The organism is Streptomyces sp. NPDC058678, from assembly GCF_042714835.1.
Lineage (GTDB): Bacteria > Actinomycetota > Actinomycetes > Streptomycetales > Streptomycetaceae > Streptomyces.
The window spans coordinates 1-18886 of the sequence record NZ_JBHXSG010000093.1; the positions used below are offsets into that span (position 1 = coordinate 1).

General features: G+C 69.8%; 12 protein-coding genes and 2 pseudogenes. 11 read left to right on the forward strand and 3 right to left on the reverse strand.

Going from position 1 to position 18886, the window contains the following annotated elements:
* Window positions 1-117, forward strand: a pseudogene (locus tag ACFWWR_RS43815) (IS6 family transposase); the annotation flags it as partial.
* A gap of 69 nt (window positions 118-186) precedes the next feature.
* Here the strand turns inward: ACFWWR_RS43815 and ACFWWR_RS43820 are convergent.
* From ACFWWR_RS43820 to ACFWWR_RS43830, 3 genes and pseudogenes are all read right to left on the reverse strand, one after another.
* Window positions 187-771: pseudogene (locus ACFWWR_RS43820) on the reverse strand (conjugal transfer protein); the annotation flags it as partial.
* A 709-nt stretch (window positions 772-1480) separates the two neighbouring features.
* Entirely contained in the window at window positions 1481-2107 is a 627-nt protein-coding gene (locus ACFWWR_RS43825; RefSeq protein ID WP_384309810.1) for a maleylpyruvate isomerase N-terminal domain-containing protein, read from the reverse strand.
* 326 nt (window positions 2108-2433) lie between these two features.
* A complete protein-coding gene (locus ACFWWR_RS43830) occupies window positions 2434-5583 on the reverse strand; it encodes an NB-ARC domain-containing protein (protein WP_384309813.1) in 3150 nt (1049 codons plus the stop codon).
* A 517-nt stretch (window positions 5584-6100) separates the two neighbouring features.
* On the opposite strand from ACFWWR_RS43830, the gene ACFWWR_RS43835 reads away from it, so the two are divergent.
* The 10 genes from ACFWWR_RS43835 to ACFWWR_RS43880 all read left to right on the forward strand — a co-directional run bounded on the left by ACFWWR_RS43835 (window position 6101) and on the right by ACFWWR_RS43880 (window position 18757).
* The gene (locus ACFWWR_RS43835) at window positions 6101-7570 is read left to right on the forward strand and encodes a hypothetical protein (protein WP_384309816.1); all 1470 of its coding nucleotides are present in this window, start codon (window positions 6101-6103) and stop codon (window positions 7568-7570) included.
* A 90-nt stretch (window positions 7571-7660) separates the two neighbouring features.
* Complete coding sequence (locus ACFWWR_RS43840) at window positions 7661-7960, forward strand: hypothetical protein (RefSeq protein WP_384309819.1); 300 nt, start codon at window positions 7661-7663, stop codon at window positions 7958-7960.
* A gap of 15 nt (window positions 7961-7975) precedes the next feature.
* The gene (locus tag ACFWWR_RS43845) at window positions 7976-8524 is read left to right on the forward strand and encodes a hypothetical protein (RefSeq protein WP_384309822.1); all 549 of its coding nucleotides are present in this window, start codon (window positions 7976-7978) and stop codon (window positions 8522-8524) included.
* Window positions 8525-8600: 76 nt separating this feature from the next.
* Window positions 8601-11996 (forward strand): NACHT domain-containing protein, encoded by a 3396-nt coding sequence (locus ACFWWR_RS43850; protein WP_384309825.1) that lies wholly within the window; start codon window positions 8601-8603, stop codon window positions 11994-11996.
* A gap of 593 nt (window positions 11997-12589) precedes the next feature.
* Window positions 12590-13438: a sigma-70 family RNA polymerase sigma factor gene (locus tag ACFWWR_RS43855; protein ID WP_384309828.1), complete on the forward strand. Its 849-nt coding sequence runs from the start codon at window positions 12590-12592 to the stop codon at window positions 13436-13438.
* A gap of 380 nt (window positions 13439-13818) precedes the next feature.
* Window positions 13819-14187, forward strand: coding sequence for a cupin domain-containing protein (locus ACFWWR_RS43860; RefSeq protein ID WP_384309852.1), 369 nt, complete (start codon window positions 13819-13821; stop codon window positions 14185-14187).
* A 496-nt stretch (window positions 14188-14683) separates the two neighbouring features.
* Window positions 14684-15868 carry a pyridoxal-phosphate dependent enzyme gene (locus tag ACFWWR_RS43865; protein WP_384309831.1) on the forward strand — a complete coding sequence of 395 codons (1185 nt, stop codon included), beginning with the start codon at window positions 14684-14686 and terminating at the stop codon, window positions 15866-15868.
* Window positions 15869-16009: 141 nt separating this feature from the next.
* The gene (locus tag ACFWWR_RS43870; protein ID WP_384309834.1) at window positions 16010-16216 is read left to right on the forward strand and encodes a hypothetical protein; all 207 of its coding nucleotides are present in this window, start codon (window positions 16010-16012) and stop codon (window positions 16214-16216) included.
* Window positions 16217-16239: 23 nt separating this feature from the next.
* Complete coding sequence (locus ACFWWR_RS43875; RefSeq protein ID WP_384309836.1) at window positions 16240-17382, forward strand: helix-turn-helix domain-containing protein; 1143 nt, start codon at window positions 16240-16242, stop codon at window positions 17380-17382.
* A gap of 82 nt (window positions 17383-17464) precedes the next feature.
* Entirely contained in the window at window positions 17465-18757 is a 1293-nt protein-coding gene (locus tag ACFWWR_RS43880; protein WP_384309839.1) for an MFS transporter, read from the forward strand.
* Window positions 18758-18886: the final 129 nt, after the last annotated feature.

Here is an 18886-nt window from a genome sequence, read left to right on the forward strand (position 1 = left end):
CACTTCCGGCCCCGCCGCCATCTGATGCCCGCCCACGACTACCGAGCCGAGATGACCGTCCGCTTCGCCATCTGGGAGCAGATCACCGGCGTCGCTGGCCTTGCCACCGCGGCCTGAGCACAGGCCGGCTCCCAGCACCCTGCCCCGACGCGCCGTCAGGCAGTCACAGCCAACAACGTGACAACGCCCGTACGGCGGATGGGCCACCGCGGCGCGCGCCGGGCCGGCCACCACCCCCGGGGCACCCGTCACAGCGAACGAGCTGCCACTCGCGTCGGCCGTCACCGGGACAACGACGTAGCGCAACCGCCCGTCGGGGTAGTGCGCAGCCACCGTCACCACCCACGCCCCGCCCTCACGCTGCGCACTGCGCACCGCGGTCACCGATGCCGGCGCGGGCTGCGCACCAGCCACCGGGTCCGGCAGATCGACGTCCGGGGCGAGCAACTGCGCAAGACGCGCCTGCGCACTGTCGGCGTCGTCGGCACTGCTGCGCAACCACGCGTCGACGAACACCTGCGCATAGCCCGCCGGGTCGGCCGCGGTGGCCGCGGTGCGCACCGGGGCCGGAGTGTGGGCAGGGGTAGCCGTGGCCGTGGCCGTGGCCGGGCCGGACAGCACCGCGACGCCCAGGGCGACGGGACCGGCCGCGATCGCGGTGAACAGGGCCAGGCGCGACAGGCGCACGCGTCGCCTCATCTTCTCCAGCCGGGCGCCGGCGGCCATCGGGACAGCCGCGTCGCTCGCCGGGGCCTGCTTGCCAGGAGACATGGTCAAACTCCCAGGTCGAAACGGTTACTTGCCGACCTTGAGAAAACCCGCCGGCCCCGACCCGACCACCGACCATGAAGGCCCGACCACTATCACGATGGGGACACAAAGCTCGTGGTGGGGCCGACCATGAGCCCGACCACGGGCCCGGCCGTGGGGTCCGGGCATGGGGGAGCGGAGCACCGCCGCGAAGGCGGCGCGCTGGCCCCCCAACCCCAGGGCCCACGACGGATCACCCGCTGACAGCTCGTGCGCGCACCGCCGGCGAAAGGGAGGCCGGGGCAGCCTTGTTGCCCGCAACGGGGGACCGTGTCGGGGCGACGGCGTCTTGCCACCGTGCGCAACCGGCACCCATGCCGAGTGCGCAGGACCTGTGGCTCATTGCGCAGCCGCCTGCGCAATGAGCGCCTACATCGCTGCGCAGCCGTGCTTGCGCAGCCTTTCCGACCACCTGGAAGCATCCGTGGTCGGCCCGACCATGTGCCCGACCACAGCAGCCCAGTTACGCATCCTGCCCAAGGGTGAGCGGTGGCCGGATGCTGTGGCCGTGGGACGTGGAGCACCAGTGCAGGGCCGCCGCCGCGGTGTGTGAACCGTGTCCGCTTACCGGCCGGAGCGAGCGGGTGGCGGTCCTGGGCGGCGGCCCGGCCGCGCCGGCGCCTGGTTGGAGAACGGCGTTCTCGTCGAGCGAGCCCCGGGACGCAGCCGCCTAAAAAGCCGCGATCGGATCGATGGCGCGTTCGCGGCGGGCCAGGGTGCGCATCACTGGAAGGACGCCGTGACGAGCCACGGCGATGCGGGTGAGGCAGGCGATGACCAAGTCGGTGGCCTGCGCCGGCACCGACGGCGTGGGTTCCTCCAGGCTGACGGCAAGGTCGTCGAGGTGGACAACGAGTTCCACGAGCCGGGTGAGCAGACACTGATCGAGCGGCAGTACGTGGGCGAACACGCCGACAGGCCGGTCGAGCGGCATGGCCGGCAACTGCGCTGCGAGCCGGGCGCGAGCGGCGTCAAACTCCCCGGCCAGGGCAGCAGGCCCACCGGCCGCCTCCTGCTCCCCCACCTCGCGGATGTGACGCGGCACCGCATCTTCCAGATGCGGCGCCGGGCCAGCGCCGGACAGGAAGTACGCGACAGCATCGATGGGCCTCCCGCCCGCCGGTGGCAGCTCTGCCAGCCAACGCTCGACGTTGAAGAGGGCCCGGGCCAGATGCCCGGCTAGAGCGCTGACCCGGAACTCGGCCAGGGCGCTCGGCTGCTCCCAGCGTTCGGCCAGCACCGGCGAACGCAGCAGCCGGGATGTGACCGCGGCGGTGTCGAGAAATGCGGAGATCACACCAGGAGGCTAGCGGCCGGCCTGTTGCTCCTCGAGCCAGGGCCCGACACCCCCTGTGGTCGCAAGCGACTAAGTATCGCAGTCCGGCTGCCGGATTTGATCGCGAATGCCGAGCATGTCGAACTGTCTTGGGCAGGTCACTTACCCAGCCTGGAGCGGCCATCGGCTGTCACCGATCTGCTGATCGGATTTCTCCAGGAGAGAGTCCCTGCCGGTTGCTCCTGCTCGCGGCTCACCTGGCATGCGGCGTTGCACTGATGAGGTCCGTCAACGTCACCGTCGGACACTAACAACCAGCCACTGGGCAGGTCATACCGTTGGGAACTCTAGTGAACATTTCCCTCCCGTAAGTTGTAGGCGAACAGCCCCCCCGACGCGCCGACACACAGAGCACGCCCGTTCGGAGCCCAAGCACAGGAGGACAGGCTGCTGTCGACACGCATCATGGCCAACGCCTGGCCAGTATTAACGTCCCAGACCCGCACCGTCCCGTCGGCGCCAACAGTAGCCAGACGGGCCCCGTCGGCGCTGAACGCCGCCGCACGCACCTCGCGAGTGTGGCCCGTGAGGATACGTAGCGCCACGCCCGTCGCCGGATCCCAGATTCGTACCGCATGATCGTCGCTGGTTGTTGCAAGACGGATCCCGTCTCGGCTGTACACCACCGCGTTCACGTCGCCGGTGAAGCCGCTGAGAGTGCGGAGTGTTCTGCCATTGGCCAGGTTCCAGACCAGCACCGTGCGATCTTGGCCGACGATGGCGAGGCGTGTCCCGTCAGGACTGAACGCCACGACGCTCACGTCGACGGCATGGCCGGTGAGGGTACGCAAGGTTTCGCCAGTGGCTGGGTCCCAGATTCGCATCCCGTCGATGCCTGCGGTAGCGAGGCGGGTGCCGTCGCAGCTGAACGCCACGGCATTCACCCCGCCGGTATGGAGGGTGCGCAAGCTCGTGCCGACGGCCGAGTCCCAGATCTTCACCCCCCAGTTGGTGTCGGCGGTGGCGAGGCGGTTCCCGTTGCTACTGAATACCACCGCGCGCATCTCGCGCGTGTGGCCAGTGAGGGAAAACAGGATTCTGCCAGTAGCCGAATCCCGCACCCGTACAGTCCCGTCGTTACCAGCAGCGGCGATGTAGGCCTCATCGGGACTGAACGCCACCGCGTTCACCGCGCCGGTGTGGCCTGTGAGGGTGTGCAGGTTTCCGCCGGTAGCCGGGTCCCAGACCCGCACCCTCCAGTCATCGCCAGCCGTGACGAGGCAGGTCCCGTTGGGGCTGAGCGCCACTGCGTTCACCCTGCGCGTGTGGCCGACGAGGGTATATAACGCCTCGCCAGTGGCCGAGTCCCAGATCTGCACCGTCCCGTCGTTGGCCACGGTAGCAAGGCGGCTCCCGTCGTGACTGAACACCACCGCGTTCACCCCGCCGGTGAAGCTGCCTACAATTTGCAGGGGTCTACCGGTAGCCAAGTCCCAGACCCGCACCATCCCGAAATACTCGGCGGTAACGAGGCGGGTGCCGTCGGGGCTGAGCGCCAGCGCACGCACCTCGCTGGTGTGGCCTGTGAGGGTGTGCAGGCTTCTGCCGGTGGCCGGGTCCCAGATCCGCACCCTCCAGTCGTCGCCAGCCGTGACGAGGCGGGCCCCGTCGTAGCTGAACACCGCCGCGTTCACCCTGCGCGTGTGGCCGGCCATTGTGTGCAGGATTTCGCCAGCGGCCAGGTCCCAGACCCGCACCATCCCGTCGTCGCCGCCGGTGGCCAGGCGTGTTCCGTCGGGGCTGAACACCACCGCATTCACCCTGGCGGTGTGGCCAGTCAGGATGCGGATGAGGGCGGGGTCAGGTAGGTCGGGGGGCGGCCAGCGGTCGATGAGGCAAGGAACACGAAGGTCGTGTGAGGTCCACGAGGCTCTGTTGGTGATGCGGCTGTGCAGGATGGCGTCGAGGGCGTAGGCAGGGTCCGTGGGGGTCAGCAGGTGTGCGGCTTGGGAAAGTTGCCGGGCGAGGGTTTGGGCGGGCGGACCGATGCGGTCCAGATCTCGCCAAGGTGCAGTGGGGCCGCGCTGGTGGAGCCGGGTCCGCACCCACCGGAAGTCCTGCGCCACCGCGTCAGCAGCTGCGGGGCGTCCGGCGTCAAGGAAATGCTCGATGAGGTGGTCGAGCAGGTAGCCGGCGGAGGTGTCCCACCACGCGGTGTCTCCGGTATCGGTGCGTGGCAGGGTGGTGGCAAGAGTGTCAAGGAGGGCGATGTTCGCGTCCATCAGCCGGGTGGTGCCTAGGCCGGCACGCAGATAGTCGCGAACGACATCGTGAAGGGTGATCGTTCCGCCGGGTACTGTGGTGTCAATTCCGAGCAGAGACAGGTCGGCCATCTGCTTGCACAGGGTGCGGGTGGCTGTCTCGTCGAGGCCGCCAGTGACCTGCCACAGTGCGGCCACCAAGGTGATGGGCACAGCTTCGTCCTCGGCGAAGATTCCAAGTTCGGCGAAGCGCTGCTCGGCGTGGTCAGATTGCAGGAGGGTGGTGGCAGCCTGAATGCTGGCCCGCACCGCCCGGTTGCGGCCCTCCGGCCGGTCCAAGTCCAAAGTGCCGTGCGGGTCCTGGACCGCGGGGCCGTCAGCCCTCAGCCGTTCAAGAAGAGTGAGTGCCGCGGTGGTCGGGTCAGCCCCGGTGGCTGCCTGCTCGGCGATGAACCGATTCGCGATGCCCAGCAGCAGCGCCCACCGACCGGTCCCCTTCACCAGTGCCTCCACCGCCTCAGACTGCGGCAGGGCGGGCAGTCGGTGGGTAAGGAGCAACCGGGCCTGCTGTTCGCTCATCCGGTCGACTTCGATCCGTATGGCTGCAGAGGGCAGAACACTTGGCGTGCGGGTAGTGACCAGCCGCACGCATCCGAACTCTGCCCCCCGCAAGAACGGGGCGAGCTGCTCCTCCTCCCACACATCGTCGATGATCAGAAGGGTCCGCGGCCGTCCGGTGAGGAGGCGTCCAAGATGCTCACCAGCGCGCTCAGGGTCGGAACTGGTCTCCGTTGTGTCACCGGTGATCCGACGTGTCTCCTCAGCAACCTTCGCGGCAACGGCGGCGCGTCCTCGTACGTCCCGACCGATAGTGATCAAGTGAACACCGCCAGGGAAGCGACGCTGCACCGTGCGCTGGGCGGCAACATACTTGGCCAGCGTGGTCTTGCCGAAGCCGCCAGCCCCGTGGACTCCTGCGGTGATCGCGACTGGGCTACTGGTCCGCCACCGACGGGTGCGCCGAAGTACGGCCTTTGCGACGGCAGCGGCTTCGTCTCTGTCCACCCACCATTCCGGCACGGGCGGCGGTGGCGGACGACGAACGGTGGTCGCCGGCGGTGCCGTCGCCCACAGTGAGAGCCCCAGAGCGGCCAGTCCAGTGGCAGAGCCGATCACACTCGCCAGCGGGTCCGCCTTGCCCCAGCCGTCCTCAACCGCCGTGATCAACAGCCACACACCGGCCGCTACGCACAAGGCGACCGCAGCCCCAACTCCCCTACGCCCCCGCATGAAAACCCATCATTCCCCCGAAAGCCCACAGGCTGCCACCTCTTCCGCCAAGACGCAGCGCAGGCGCTCTCGGACTGAACGCCGCCGGGCCCGCCCGATGGGACATTGCGGGCGCCCCCATCCCGCTCGACCTCCAACCGAGCAGCATCGACCTCGTCACCTGCCGGTAACCCCCGGACACCGGGTGACGTACGGCGAACGACGGCGAGGCAGTCCGGCACCTGCCTGGCGACATTCGTGGTCGGCCCGACCACGGGCTTGAGCACGGCACATCGGTGGGCATGTTGCGCGATCGTGATCGGTGGTCGGGGACTGTGGCCGTCGGCTTGGTCGGGGGCGGCGGGTGAGCTGACCGTATGGATCTCGCGCATGTCTTTTCGCTCAGCGGCCCCGGACACCTCGCGCCCGCACACTCGCGTAAGAGCAGGTGCGGACGCGTGCTGATGGCGCGCGAGCAGGCACGGTGACCCGCTTCGGGGCGGGGATCTGCCGTGGGGTGATGGCGGCGGACCAGTTCACCCAGATCGCCAACAGTCTGTTCCGCGATGCCCGGCTGTCCTTCAAAGCGAAGGGAATCTTCGGCCACATCAGCACCCACCGCGCCGGCTGGCATCTGACGGTCGCCGGCCTCGTGCGGGCCGGGCCCGACGGGCGTGATGCCGTGCGCGGCGGCCTGAGCGAACTGCAAAGGCACGGCTATCTCATCCGCGAACAGCTCAGGCACGACGACGGGACGCTCGGCGAGATCGTCTACTCGATCACGGACCACCCGGCCATCGCCGACTTTGAGCTCCCGCAGACGGCTGGCACGGCGTACGTGCCCGCGCCCGCGGGCGCCGCGGTGGCCGCCTTCGGGGCGGGGGTCCGCCGTGGGGTGATGGCGGCCGACCGGTTCACCCAGATCGCCAACACTCTGTTCCGCGACGGCCAGCTCTCTTTCAAGGCGAAGGGAATTTTCGGACTCCTCAGCACGCACCGGGACGGCTGGCGGATGAGCGTCACCGACCTGGCGCGCCGCGGCCGCGACGGCGAGGCAGCCGTGAAGAGCGGGCTCAAGGAGCTGGAAAAGCACGGCTTTTTGCTCCGGGAACGCCAGCGCAACCCCGACGGCACCCTCACAGCGGCCACCTACGTCATCACCGACCTTCCCAGCCCGCGAAACACCAGGCCGCAGCCGATGTCGGGTTGTCCACCGGTGGACAACCCGACATCGGTTCATCGCCCCGCTAAGAACACCAGCAGAAAGAACACCACGCAGCAGAAGACCAGACCCTTCCGTCCGTGCGGCCGCGGCCGCGGCGGCGTCGCGACGTCCGCAGGCACCAACCGGCCCAACCCACCAGCACCGACGCCGGCCGTGCTCCCAGCCGACGAGATGCATCCGGGGATCCGGCTGCTGCTCGAGGTCGGAGCGAGCCAGCCCGAACTCCTGCTGACCGGGAAGGCGCTGGCCGATCAGGGCCGCGTACTCATCGTGATGATGGAGGCCGGCTGGAGCAGCGAGCACCTGCGCCACGTCATCACCGGCCGGCCCTTGCCGAACCCGGTACGCACCACGGTCGGTGCGATCATCGCCGCCCGCCTGCGGGCCGCTCAGGCCCACCCGCCCCCCGCCACCGTGGACAGCCAGCACCACCGCGGCGACGTCCCAGGCGAGGCACCGCCCGCGTGGCCGGCGACCGAACCGTCGTCCACGGCATCCGCCGCCCGCACGGTGACCGAGGCCCTCACCTACCGGGCTCTCGTCGAATGCGCCGGCTGCGGCGTGCCCACAACCGCCCCCGGCGAAGACCTCTGCCCCGCCTGCCTGGGCTGGCCGCTGTGCCGAACCTGCCCCGGACCAACACCTCGGCGCGCACAGCCCGACAGCGACGGCCGCTGCACCACCTGCGCCTGCGTCTTCATCGGAGCCCTGGAAGGAAGCAGCCCGTGAGCGACCCGCTGCGCACACGGCCGGCCACGGCAGCGCACCACCGCCACCCCTTCACCCGTGAGCCGGACCGCTGGCAGAAGCAACGGTCCCGTGCCGCTGCGAACTGCGCCGGCCGGCCGAGACCGTCACAACCTGCTGGGGGATGCCGCCTGCCTGCTCCCGACCCAGGACACCCGCGCCGCCCGGCCGGCGAGGCGGAGCACCACCCGCGAACGGCTGATGCTCCACCTCGCCGACCGGGTCGCCCAGGCCGTCCAGCGCACCGCCGATGACGGCACAAACGACGCGGTCCAGACCCGCGAGGCCGGACGGCCACCGGACCCCGACCTGCCTGGCGCCCCGCCAACGACACCCCAAACCCTCGCCACACGCCCGGCACGTCACTCCTGAAGGGAAACCCACCCCATGCCCCAGCCCGACGCCAGCCCGGCTGTCCGCACCGCGGACGTGTACCTGCTGTTCGCGCACGAGCCGTACTACCCCGGCCCCGCAACCAAGGAGATCAACACCACCGTGGTGGCCGCAGGCGCTCTGCTCCACCCGCAGGTGCACCAGCCCGACGGCGCCCAAATCCACGACCTGCTCACCCTAGGACGGCAGCCGGGCGAGATCATCCCGCTGGCCACCCTCACGCACGAACTGAACGGCGGCGCCGACTGGCCGGCCGTCGGCGACTGGGAACGGGTCACCGCCGACCTGGTGCAGCTCGTGCACACACACGGGTGCGACGCCCTGAGCCTCACCCTTCCCGCCCTGGCCCGCGCCCTGCTGTGCACCGGCCCGGACAGCCAGGTGCGGGCCGTTGACGCCGCGACAGGCCAACCCACCGCATACGGCAGAAACGACCGCGCCGAAGTCCTGGACAAGGTCGGCCTGTTCCTCACCGCCCTGGTGAGCGAGCAGCCCCTGTGGCCGGGCGAAGGCCTCCTGCCGCCCCGGTATGAGCGCACCTGAATTCGGCTATGGCAGGCCAGCCCGGGGCGGCCTGCCACAGCGCCGGTCAGCAGATCGCCGTGCCCGGCGGGAAGTCATGCGGCAGCTCCCCTCGAGGGATTGCCCGTGCGGTGGGCGCACCGGGACCGCACCCTCGCTCCCCCTTCCTGCACCGCGGGCACTGTCTTCCCGTTGTTGCCAGTTGGGGGCTCGGTGGAGGAGCTGCCATGTGCCCCCGGTGCCGGCTGGCGGAGTGAGGGGTTCACTCCCGCAGGGTGGCCGGGTGTGGATACGGTTTTCTTCTGGACGGCGGTGGGGGGCTGCCCAGGTCGAGGGGGGCGCGGTGGGGCTGAGCTACAGGGATGCTGTTCGCCTTTTGGGGGCATCGCAGGGGCGTACGGTCGAGGCGCTGGACCGGCTGACGGGTGGGCTGCTGCTGGCGTCGTCGGCCACGGGCGTCAATCTGCTCTCCAGCCTGTTTGACGTTCGGGGTGAGCTGGCCCGGCTGAGCGCGGGTCTGGTGCAGAACCTGGGCGAACAGGCGCGGGGCCTTGCCCGGTTCGATCGCAGTGAACGCCTGGCGGCGGCCCATGCGGTAGTGGTTCTCTCCGCCTATTTCGAGATCCTCTCCGAGACGGACCTTCCGTGCGACGCGGGGGAGTGGGAGCTCACGGGTGCCGAGCAGACGGCCCTGGCGGGGGGTGATTCGGGGGCGGGCCGGCGGCTGGGTTCCCTGGCCGCCGGTCTGCTTCAGGCCGAGGTTCCGATGCCCGTGCCGCAACGGCCTTACGAGATGACCCTGCAAGCCCTGTCAGAGTTCTACCAGCGCCTGTCCGGCGAAGTAACCCGGTTCGTGTCGGGCCTGGTGGTGTGGGACAGCCTCGACGACACGCGCAGGGAGCGTTTCGCACAGACCCTCTCGACCGATCTTCCCGGGCGGGCACTCACCCGCTATGAGGAACTGTTCAGGCAGCTGGCGCTCGACTGCCCCGAGGTCGCCTTCTGGGCCAACCTGGTGGATCACCGGGCCACGCGGGCGCACCTGCGGACGGTGAGCGCCGGGCTGGAGGGGCTCCAGGAGGTGCTCGCGCAGATCGCCGAGCGCAGGCCCGCCGATGCCTGGATCACCGCTCTGGCGCGTGCCCATGCGGCCGTGCTTGATCGTCCGATCCTCACCTCCCGCGATGCCCTGGACGGGCTGAGCCTTCCGGCTCTGGGCGCCGCGTACGTCAATCCGGACTTCCGGGTGTGCGATGTGGGCCCCTCCGACCCGTTCGCCACCGAGAGCTGGTGGCAAGAGCGGCCGGTCCGCGGCGACCTGGAGGAATTTCTGCTGGGGCACCTGACATCTCCGCAGGCCGTACGTGCCCCGCTGGTCGTGCTGGGCCAGCCCGGGTCGGGCAAGTCCGTGCTCACGCAGGTGCTGGCGGCACGTCTTGCGCCCGCCGACTTCCTCGTCGTACGCGTGATACTGCGGGAGGCTGCCGCCGAGGCCGACCTGCAGACCCAGATCGAGCAGGCGGTCCGGGCCTCCACCGGCGAGGTGGTGAACTGGCCCGAACTGGTACACCGCGCCAAGGGGGCGCTGCCGGTCGTCATACTGGACGGGTTCGACGAGCTGCTGCAGGCGACCGGCACCAGCCAGACGGACTATCTGCTGAAGGTGGCCGCGTTCCAGGCACGCGAGGCGGGCCAGGGCCGCCCCGTCGCCGTCCTCGTCACCAGCCGCACGGCGGTCGCCGACCGCGCGCGGCCCGCCCAGGGCATGATCGCCGTGCGCCTGGAGCCCTTCAACAACAGCCAGGTGACACAGTGGCTGCAGGTGTGGAACGCCACCAACGCCGCCGGCTTCGCCGCACGAGACCTTTACCCCCTCACCGCGGACACCGTACTTGCACACGGCGAGCTGGCATCCCAGCCGCTCCTGCTCCTGATGCTGGCCCTGTACGACTCCGACCGCAACGCGCTGCAACTGCACAGCGCCGCGCTGGGCCAGGCCGAACTCTACGAACGTCTCCTTTCCAGCTTCGCCGGACGCGAGGTCCGCAAGAAGGCACCCGAGCTGACCGAGGAACAACTGGGCCAGGCCGTGGAGGAAGAACTCACCCAGTTGTCGATCGTGGCGTTCGCGATGTTCAACCGCGGCCAGCAGTGGATCAGCGCGGCGGAACTGAACACGGACCTCGGCGCCCTCACGCCGGAGACCGACAGCCGATCCGCCCCTACCGGCCTGCGCGCCACCCTCACCGCCGCGCAACTCCTGCTCGGCCGCTTCTTCTTCGTTCACGAGGCGCGGGCAAACCGGGAAGGCCAAACGCTGAGCGCCTACGAGTTCCTCCACGCCACCTTCGGGGAGTATCTGGTGGCCCGGCTCGCCGCACAGGAACTGCACGACCTGGCCGAGTCGGTGCGCCACCACGCACGCCGCAGCAGGCCGGCCACCGTCGACGACGCGTTCCTTTTCACGCTGCTGTCCTTCATGCCCCTGACCACACGCGAAACGACCGTCTCCTTCCTCGTGGAACGGCTGCGGGGGTGGCCGCAATTCCTGCGGGCGCAGACGCTCACTGCCCTGCTGGGCCTCTTCCACCGGGCGCTGCACACCCGCCACGACACCCGCTACGACGCCTACATGCCGCAGCCGGTGACGGTGCCGGCCCGACCGGCGACGTACTCCCTCAACCTGATGCTCCTCGCCGCAGCTACCACGACCGCTGACGGCCTCAGCGGCGACGATCTCTTTCCCGGCGCCGGCGAAACAGTCGCCCCATGGCGCCGCCTGGCGCTGCTGTGGCGCTCCCAGTGCCCGCCCCAGGGCTGGAGCGGGCTCATCGCCACCGTGGCAATCGAGCGGCTCTGGGAAGAGGGACGGCGGCAGATTCGGGTGCGCCTGCGAGACGATGCGGAAGCTGAGCCGGTCAGTACGGACCCGTACTGGACCTACGACTTCGGGCCAGACCACCAGTACCGGCCTCGCACAGACGACTTCTGGTTCTCCTGGATCCAGGCCGACCACCGCGAGTTGCAACAGCAGGCGCAGTTCCTCTGCGACGTCGCCGATGACATCTTCGCGCATGCACTGCAGCCGTGGGCCGGCCCGTGGGACACGGCAGTCGTCACCTTCCACGCCACCAGAAAACACCCCGCTGTATCCGCGGCGAACGCACTCGTGGGCCTATGGCTGACCAGCGACCAGGACAGCACACCGACGGACCTCACCGCCGCCTTCGACGTCTGCCTCCACATCGCCCTCAACGGATTCGCCCCCGTCGACACGGACACCAGACGGCGCTTCCGGTTGGTCTTTTTGCGCCGTCTCGCCGCGGACTGGCAACGGCTCGAGCCCGACTGGGTGGAGCAGGCCATGAGGGCCATCTACGAAGGCGGGGACAACACCACAGACGAGGGCCCGCAGTTCCTCGACGCGGCCACACAGATCCTGCCCTCCCACCTCACAGCCCTGTGGCGCAACGGCTCCCGACCCTCCCGCTGACGAGTACCTCCATGGCCGCCCGGTGAGCCGGGGCGCCCCCGGCCATAGCCTGGCGTGAGCGAGTGCTGTCCCTTGGTGGCGACCCTTTTCGAGGTATGCAGCACGTGACCGTGCGCCGGATCAGATAGGCGCTGCGCCGGGTGCCGTGCGGGGTGATGGTGTGAGTCAAAGGGGTGCGCCACCGCGCCGCGTCGGCGGCGGTCAGTGTGGCGGTAACTCCCGGCAACGGCAACGTGCCTGGCCGGCGAACCTGCCCGCCGCGCAGAGCAGGAAGGCGAGGACCCGCCGCCTTTGTCTCTTGGCCGGAGCGGGGCGGCGGGTCCTCCTCAGACGCGGAGTTGTTCCGCACCTGTCTGGTGCCTTGGCCTCAACGCTGCCGCATCGGCCGTGGCGGACTGTTCAACGATTCTGCTTGAGAGGCGTTTAGCGGAAATCGTGTGAGGTTCTCCACGTGCTGTTCCCAGGAGTTTGCATGGACGCGGGATGTGACCCGTCGCACACTGCAAGTGACAGCAAAGGCGGGGCTCTTGGCCGCAGTCCTTGGCCGGAGCACGGCGAGGAGCCCTCTCAGACCAGGGAGTTCACATGCCCCGATGGCGCCAGCGTCTCTTGCCGCTCTCGTGTGTGCCGGCCGGTGGCACGCACTGGCGTCCGATCCCTGCAGTGGTGCTCGTGATCATTGTAGTGGTGGTGGCCGTGAGTGCAGCCGTGATCGATCCAGTGACCGCCGGTGTGTGCGCGGCCATGCTGCAAGGGATCGCGGCTGTGGCACTGCTCTGGCGCACTTCGTGCGTCCAGGCCCCGGCGGGCAGCAGTTGATGACCGACGCAGAGCGGGCGGACGACCTTGCGGGCGGGCAGTCCGCCCGCAAGGCCGTCTTCGGTGATGTCGTCGCCTGGGTGGAGCAAGCCCAGGCCGGTGACCGTGAGGCTTTCGGTGCCCTGTATGACGCCTACGCGGACACCGTCTACCGCTATATCTACTACCGGGTCGGCGGGAAAGCCACGGCCGAAGATCTCACCAGCGAGACCTTTCTGCGCGCCCTGGCGCGAATCGCCTCGTTCACCTGGCGGGGCCGGGACTTGGGTGCCTGGCTGGTGACCATCGCCCGCAACCTGGTGGCTGACCACTTCAAGTCCACCCGCTTTCGCCTGGAGGTCACCACCGGCGAATTCCTCGACTCGAACGAGGCCGAGCCAAGCCCGGAAGATCACGTGCTGGCGTCCGCCACCCAGATGGAAGTGACACAGGCGCTTCTGCGCCTGCCGCCCCGCATGCGGCAGGTGATCTGGATGCAGGTCACAGGTACTCCCACCTCCGCAATCGCAAACCGCCTGGACATCGCACCCGCCACCGTGCGCGCCCACCTCCATCAAGCCCGCCAACGACTCCTCGCCGACCCCTTCCTGGCAAGCCTGCTACCCGCTACTCCAGACCGGTGAAGCCGCCTGGGAGGCAATAGCGGACATCTGAAGGCGCCGGCCGGCTTCTGCTACGCCCCGTACCGTGCTTGCCGCATGGGAGGGGCGTGGTCGATCGTCACTGTGGGTGTCAGAGGCTGCAGAATGCGAGGCCTTGTAGGCGCGAGCGTATCCGGGGGCCTCGGATGTGCGAGGGCCGCGGCCGGTGCGACGGCGGTGTGCTGCGTGAGCAAGGGTGCCGGAGCCCGGGCCGGCCCCGCGGCGTTGAAGCCGGGGCGGAACTTACGGCTTGTACCTGGAGTGATGGCGTGTCGGACGCTCGCCCCTATATGGAGCACCGGGACGATGGTTCGCCCACCTCATAGGTCTGGTGTAGCCGACATCTTGCCTCGTGCTGGCTCCTGCCGGGAGACGGCTCAGCACCCTTCAGGCTCGGGCCGGGCGATGTGGTCTTCCGACCGGACGGACGCGGGCACGGCATCGCCGACGACCCGGCAACGTGCCTGACCGATGGCGTCCAGGAACCGGACGGCAGCTGGAGCATCCGGGGCCAACTGCCGCAGAACACGGGCCCGACCACGGTCGTCCTGTGTGGTGCCTACCGGTTCTCTCCCGGCCAGGCACGGACACGGTCTACTTCGGCACGGTTCATCCGAGTGTTCCCGCCGGCCCGGTGGTCCCTTCCGGCCGGCGGTGTGGGTCCTGTTCGGCTTCGCTGTCGCGGTGGTGATGCCGGCGGGCTCTGGAAGGAGTTCTCCTTCCTCGGCTGAGGGGTGTCCTTTTCGTCACCGGCGCTTTTGAAGGGCTGGTATCGGCCGCGGTCGTGGTCGGCTGTGGCGCGGTGTTGGCTGTAGGCGCGGGTGGGGGCGCCCAGTCTTTTGCCGGGCCGGGGTGTGCACTTCGGTGTCGTACTGATGGGCCAGGCGGGCGGGCCCGTATCGCCGCTGCGGCACGCCCCGGGCGCTGCGGCGGTGATGCTTGGGTTTACCGGTCTGGGGGTGCGTTGCCTGTGTTTTGTGAGCCGGATGGCCACGATGGTGTGGTGAATGCTTTCGTGTCACGGTGGGGGGGGGGTTGAGTAGGGGTGTTCAACTGGGTGTGTCCGCAGTTGGACGCGATTTGTTTTTGTGTGTTCTGGAGGATTTTTATCGTCCAGGGGATGGTGGGCGGGAGCCTGGTAACGTCGCGGCCCGATTGACGGCCAGTGAGGTTTTCTTTTTTGGCGGCTTTGATTGCCGGTCCGAGACTTTGTGAAAGGATGCTGCCGTGACGGCGATTGCAGAGGGCGTTGTCCGGAACGAGGGTGGCACGCGCACGAAGTTCGTCTTGGTGTGTGTCCTGTGCGGTGCCGAGTTCGCACCTGATGTGATGTACCGGTGCCCCGGATGCAGCGGGGCCCTCGAACCCCGTTACGAGCTGGGGAGTGTGGACTTCTGCCGTCATCCTGATCCCGAGCAGGTCTATTTCGATCTGCTTCCGCTGACGTCCCGGGAATTCCTCGGCCACGGTGTGACCGTGCGGACGCCGTGCCGTCCCGCTCCGCGTCTCGGGATCGCCATCGGGGTCCCGGGGCTGTGGATCAAGGACGAGTCGTTGCAGCCGACCCGCACCACGAAGGACCGGCTGGCGTCCGTGGTCACCGCCGTGCTGCGCCAGTTCGGCGTGCGGGAATTCGTCGGCTCCAGCACGGGAAACAGCTCGACTGCGCTGGCCCGGGCGGTGCGGATGGACCCTTCGATGCGGGCGCACTTCTTCTGCGGTGAGAAATTCATCGCCAATCACGACATCCCCGCCGACCCCCGTACCACCCTCACGGCGGTACCGGGAAGCTATGTGGCCGCTTCCGCCGAGGCCCGCCGGTTCGCGGCTGAGCGGGGACTCCACTTCGACGCCGGGTTCTTCAACTGGGCGCGGCGGGAGGGCCTCAAGCTGGCCTATCTGGAGGGGCTCGACGCGATGGACCGTACTCCGGACGTCGTGGTGCAGGCGGTCAGCAGCGGCATGGGCGTGCTCGCCGCGCACAAGGGTGTGCGCGAGTACCTGGGCCTGGGCCGGCTGGAGCGCATGCCCCGGTTCCTGATGGCTCAGGAGGGGTCCTGTGCCCCGGCGGCCAGGGCGTGGCGGGAGGGCCGCGCCGAACTGGGCGCCGGGGACCGGATCGAGGACCCCCGGGGCCTGGCCACCGCCATCCTCCTGGGTGACGGCTCGCCCTACTACCCCTACCTGCACACGATCGCGGCTACCACCGGCGGCTCGATCGTCTGTGCCGCGCGAGAGGACCTCGTGGTGGCCCGGCACCTGCTGCACGCCCTGGAGGGGATCGACGTGTGCCACGCGGCCGCCGCGGCCGTCGCGGCCGTACGCGACCAGGCGCGGGCGGGGTGGATCCGCCCGGACGAGACCGTGCTGGTCAACCTCACCGGGCGCAGCCCGATGATCGGCGGCATCTGAGCCGCACCCGGCGCCGCCGCACGGTCGGCTTCCTGGCCCAAGTAGGCCAAGGCCGGTTTGACCAGCGCAAACTCTCTTCTGCGGGCCCCGACGGCACGGCAGCATCGGTCACGTCGGAACACAGCGAGAGGGGAAACCGAGATGACGGTCCGTAAGACGATTCTGCATGTGGTCGCCGCTGGTGTGCTCGTGGCGGCGGGGACGGGTCTGGCGGCGGGTACGGCCGCGGCGGCCGACGCCTCCTCCTCCTCCTCCTCCTCCGCCTCGGTGTCTGTTTCTTCCGCTGCCTTGGACACGGCCGGTCTCATGTCGCAGGACGACTCGGGCTGGCAGGGGAACGGTTCCTGAGGCGCGGGAAAGGGGGAGCCGAGGTGAGCAGGAGCGCGGAGGGCTCGGACTATCTGATAGCCCTGCGGGACCAGGCGCTTGGGGACCAACCGGTCGAGTCCGTCCCCACACACGCCCTGGTGGTGGCCTACACGCCCCGCAGCGACGGTGAGGACGAGGAGTTCGTTGGACAGCTCGCGCAGTCGGTGACACCGTGGCCGGCGATCGTGGTGCACCGGGCGACGATGACGGTGGTGGACGGTGTCCACCGGCTGCGGGCGGCGCAACTGCGAGGGGAAAAGCACATCGCGGTCCGCTTCTTCGACGGTGATGTGCAGGACGCCGCCCTGCTGGCGGTCGCGGTCAATGTGGCGCACGGGCGGGCCCTGTCGGTGGCCGACCGGGTGGCCGCGGCGGAGCGGATCTTCCTGGACCGCCCCGACTGGTCGGACAGGGCGGTCGCCGCGGTGGCGGGTCTGTCCGCGAGGAAGGTGGCTGACGTCCGGCGCACGTGCGGGGCCGGCACGCCGGGCGCAGGGCACCGGGTGGGGCGCGACGGGCGGGCCAGACCGGTGAGTTCGGCGCAGGGCCGGGAGCTGGCGAGCCGGCTGATCCGGCAGGACCCGGGCGCCTCGCTGCGCCAGATCGCGCGGCGGGTGGGGATCTCCCCGGCGACGGTCGCCGATGTACGCGACCGGATGCTCAGAGGCGAGGATCCGCTGCCGCCGAGGCAGCGGGCGGCCACGTCCCGCACCGACCAGTGCGCCATCGGTGCGGACGGCGTGGCCGTCATGCGCGTCGCCGAGCCGCCCGCCGCCGCGCCTGGCCGGCCACCGGCCAAGGTGACGTCGCTGATGCGTGCGCAGCCGGGCCGGCAGATCCTGCGGCCCCGGCTGAAGGACTCCCCGACTCCCGCCGAACTGCTGGCGATCTTCGACTCGTTGCGCCGGGACCCCTCGCTGCGCCTGAACGACGCGGGCCGCAACGTCCTGCGGATGCTGGACGCGTGTTCCTCGGTCGTCCGCGACCGGCAGCTAATCCTCGACAGCGTCCCGGCGCACTGCCGCCAGCCGCTGTCCCAGCTCGCCGACGGATACGCCGAGATGTGGCAGTTGCTGGCCGAGGAGCTGCGGCACACGGACCTGGCGGACACGCAGATGGCACAACCCTCCTCCCTCGGCGCGTGAGAGGCCCCTCACCCGCGCACGCCCCGGGGGCCGCAGGCCCAGCCGCTCATGAAACCCACCGACGCCCACAGGGAGTTACGCCATGCCCGCAGGGGCCGCTCGCACCAGGGACCGGCGGCCGCTTGTCGCCGTGCTCACCGCCAACGTCATATCCGTCACCGGCAACTGGCTCAGCCTCATCGCCATTCCCGTGTTCGTGTACGCCACGACCGGCAGCGTCGCCACCACCGGTGTCGTCGCGTTCTGGCAGGGCCTGGCGATGGTGGCAAGCGCCGTGTTCGGCGGCCCGCTCATCGACCGGCTCGGCCGCCGCCGGGTCAGTGTCCAAACGGACCTCGTCTCGGCCGTGGCCATCGCCGCCGTCCCGCTGCTCAACCAGGGCCGACTGCTCCCCTTGTGGCTGCTGTGCGCGCTGGTCACGGTCATGGGCCTGTGCCGTTCCCCCGGGGAGTCGGCCCGCGGCGTGCTGCTGCCGCATCTCGCAGCGCGGGCGGGCACCACCGTGGCCAAGGCCGCCGGTCACTTCGAGAGTGCCCGCCAGCTGGCCCGGCTGCTCGGCGGCCCGCTGGCCGGTGTGCTCATCGCCGCCTTCAGCCCGTCCGCGGTGCTCTTGTTGGACGCGGCGAGCTTTGTGGCGTCAGCCGTCCTGGTCCTGGCAGGCCTGCGGGAGTTTCCCGCCGCCGCCCCGGTCACCGACGCGCCACCGGTCGATCTGCGTACCTACCGCGCAGAGCTGCGGGCCGGCTTCGCCTTCCTGCGCCGCACCCGGCTGCTGCTCGCCATCACCCTCATGGTGATGGTGACCAACGCGCTGAACCAGGGCTGGAGCGCGGTGCTGCTCCCGGCGCACGCCACGGACAGCCTGGGCGGCCCGCTCAGCCTCGGCCTCATCACCGGCGTCGCCAGTGTCGGCGCGATCTGCGGCGCCCTGCTGTACGCCACCGTGTTCGGCCGGCTTCGCCGCCGGACGGTCTATGCGACGGCCTTCCTCGTCGCCGGCGCCCCGCGGTTCGTGCTGGCCGCGGTGTGGCACGACCCGGTGCCGTTGGCCGTCCTCATGCTCTTTTCCGGCTTCGCCGCCGGCGTCCTGAACCCGCTGATGGGGCCGCTCGTCTTCGAGCTCGTCCCCGAAGAACTGCGCAGCCGCGTCCAGGGCGTCTCCACCGCCGGCGCGCTGGCTGCCATCCCCATCGGCACGCTGGGATCGGGCCTGCTGGCCCAGGCGACCGGGCTGACCGGCGCCCTCTGGCTGCTGGGCGGGGTGTATCTGCTGGTCACCCTGTGCCCGCTGGTCTTCCCCGTCTGGCGGCGGATGGACGCACCGGCCCTGCCGGGCAAGGAGATACGCCCCGCCGCCGCACCCCGTCCGGTGTGACGCCCAAGAGCGCCGGCCCCTTCCGCGCGGCCCAAATACGACGGCCCCCCTTGGTAGCGCAATTACGATAGAAGTGGCCGGTTTTTGAAATACGGCACCCCCCGGGGCCGGGGTTGCGCCGATGGAGCG

What these genes read in the sequence shown, in the direction of transcription:
- ACFWWR_RS43845 (WP_384309822.1), top strand. Translation starts at nt 7,976, where the DNA reads ATGCCCCAGCCCGACGCCAGCCCGGCTGTCCGCACCGCGGACGTGTAC.
- ACFWWR_RS43850 (WP_384309825.1), top strand. Translation starts at nt 8,601, where the DNA reads ATGCGGCAGCTCCCCTCGAGGGATTGCCCGTGCGGTGGGCGCACCGGG.
- ACFWWR_RS43855 (WP_384309828.1), top strand. Translation starts at nt 12,590, where the DNA reads ATGGCGCCAGCGTCTCTTGCCGCTCTCGTGTGTGCCGGCCGGTGGCAC.
- ACFWWR_RS43870 (WP_384309834.1), top strand. Translation starts at nt 16,010, where the DNA reads ATGACGGTCCGTAAGACGATTCTGCATGTGGTCGCCGCTGGTGTGCTC.
- ACFWWR_RS43880 (WP_384309839.1), top strand. Translation starts at nt 17,465, where the DNA reads ATGCCCGCAGGGGCCGCTCGCACCAGGGACCGGCGGCCGCTTGTCGCC.